This window comes from Mitsuaria sp. TWR114 (assembly GCF_007997345.1).
Map to the genome: position 1 here is coordinate 1 of NZ_VOSR01000288.1, position 2,669 is coordinate 2,669.

Annotated in this window: 1 protein-coding gene; it reads left to right on the forward strand. The window is 72.0% G+C overall.

Annotated features, from left to right (window positions below):
* A partial coding sequence (locus FUT87_RS12065; RefSeq protein ID WP_147241167.1) for a non-ribosomal peptide synthetase occupies window positions 1-2,669 on the forward strand: 2,669 nt, incomplete at both ends.

Sequence of the window (2,669 nt, forward strand, 5' to 3'; positions counted from 1 at the left end):
CTACGTGCCGCTGGACCCGGCCTATCCGCCGGACCGGCTCGCCTTCATGCTGCAGGACAGCGGCGCCGCGCTGCTGCTGACGCAGCGCGGCCTGCGCGCGCGACTGCCGACGGTGCCGGGCCTCGAGGTCGTGACGATGGAGGAGGTCCGCGAGGCGACTGCGGCGACGTCAGCGACGTCTTCAAATTTGGCCGCTGCGGCGACCACGGAAGCTACGGAGGCCACGGCAGCTGCGGCTGCGGCTGCGGACGATGCCGATGCCGATGCCGCCAATCTCGCGCTCGCGGACCATCCCGACCACCTCGCCTATGTGATCTACACCTCCGGCTCGACCGGCTTGCCCAAGGGCGTGGCGGTGACGCACGGACCGCTGGCCATGCATTGCCTGGCCACGGCGGAGATCTACGGCATGAGCGCCGCCTCCTGCGAGCTGCATTTCATGTCCTTCTCCTTCGACGGTGCCCATGAGCGCTGGCTGACGCCGCTGTGCGTGGGCGCGGGCCTGGCCCTGCGCGACAACGAGCTGTGGACCGCCGAGCAGACCTGCGAGGCCCTGCATCGCTACGAGGTCACCAACGCCGCCTTCCCGCCGGCCTACCTCGGCCAGATCGCCGATTGGGCCGGCCTGCGCGGCGATGCGCCGCCGGTGGAGCTGTACGTCTTCGGTGGCGAGGCCATGCCCAAGGCCGCCTACGACAAGGTCTGCCGCCACCTGCGGCCGCGCACGCTGATCAACGGCTACGGTCCGACCGAGTGCGTCATCACGCCGCTGATCTGGAAGTCGGCGGCGAGCGAGGGCTTCGACTGCGCCTACGCGCCGATCGGCAAGCCGGTCGGGGACCGCGTGATCCATGTGCTCGACACCGACCTGCAGCCGGTGCCGGCGGGCGTCGTCGGCGAGCTCTACATCGGCGGATTCGGCCTCGCGCGCGGCTACCTGGGACGCGCCGGCCTGACCGCGCAGCGCTTCGTGGCCGACCCCTTCGACGCCGCCGGTGGCCGCCTGTACCGCACCGGCGACCTGGTCCGCTGGATGGAGGACGGCAACATCGAATACATCGGGCGCGCCGACCACCAGGTCAAGATCCGCGGTTTCCGCATCGAGCTGGGCGAGATCGAGACCTGCCTGTGCGAGGTGCCCGGCGTGCTGGAAGCGGCGGTCGTGGCGCGCGAGAGTCCGTCCGGCAAGCAGCTCGTGGCCTACGTCGTCGCGCTGCCGGACGTGAGCGAGGCGACGCTGCTGCCGCGCCTGCGCCAGCGCATCGCCGAGCAGCTGCCGGAGCACATGGCGCCGGCTCATCTGGTCCTGCTGCCGCGACTGCCGCGCCTGATCAGCGGCAAGCTGGATCGCGCGACGCTGCCCGATCCGGTGAGCTCGCACGATGGCGACCACCGCGCGCCGCGCACCGAGGTCGAGCAGCGGCTGGCGACGATCTGGCAGGAGGTGCTGGGGATCGAGCAGGTCGGCATCGGCGACAACTTCTTCGAGCTGGGCGGAGATTCCATCCTCAGCCTGCAGGTGATCTCGCGGGTGCGCAACGCCAGGCTCGGCTTCGAACTGCGGCTGCGTGACCTGATCCGCCATCAGACGATCGAGGGCCTGACGGCCGCCTTCGCCAGCGTCGGATCGGCCAGCGAGGCCACCGCGGGCGCTACGCCCGCGTCGAACGCGTCGACGGCAATGTCGGCTGGCGGATCGGTGAGCGCGGCGACGGGCTTGACCGGGAGCGTGTCGACGCCTGTCGCCGCCGAAGGCGAGGTGCCGCTCACGCCGATCCAGCGCTGGTTCTTCGAGCAGCCCATCCCGGCGCGTCATCACTACAACCAGTCGGTGATGTTGAGGGCGCCGGCCTGGCTCGACGAGGACCGGCTGCGACGCGTGATCGCGCTGCTCACCCAGCACCACGAGGGCCTGCGCCTGCGCTTCAACCAGGACGCCGATGGCCGATGGACACAGCGCTACGAGGACGCGTCGACCGTGGCGACGGCGACAGCTCCTGATCCGCGCTCCGACGTGCTGTGGAGTCGCGAGGTCGCCAGCCCGGAGGACATCCGGCGCGAGGCCGACCGGGCCCAGCGAAGCCTCGACCTCGCGCGGGGCCCGCTGTGGCGGGTGCTGCACCTGCGGCACGTCGACGGCAGCGCGCGGCTGCTGGTCGCCGTGCATCACCTGACGATCGACGGCGTGTCCTGGCGCGTGCTGCTGGAGGACCTGCAGGCCGCCTACCTGGCGCTGGTGGCCGGTACTGAGCCGGTGCTGCCCGCGCGCAGCGCGCCGTTCAAGGCCTGGGCGGAGCATCTGGCGCGCTGGGCGGGCTCGGAGGCGCTGGCCGCCGAGCTGCCGCACTGGCGGCGCGAGCTGGCCGCGATCCCCGACCTGCCGCGGGACGATCCGCAGGCCCCCGCCTGGATCCAGGACCGCCGCACCGCGGCGATGTCGCTGGACGCGGCGCTCACGCGGCAGCTGCTGCGTGTCGCACCCGCGGCCTACGGCGGCGGCGTCGATGCGCTGCTGCTGACCGCGCTCGGGCGGACGCTGTCCGCCTGGAGCGGTCATCCCGAGGCGCTGGTGCTGCTCGAGGGCCACGGCCGCGAAGGCGATGCGGCCGACATCGACCTGAGCCGCACCGTGGGCTGGTTCACCAGTGCCTATCCGGTCCGCCTGTCCG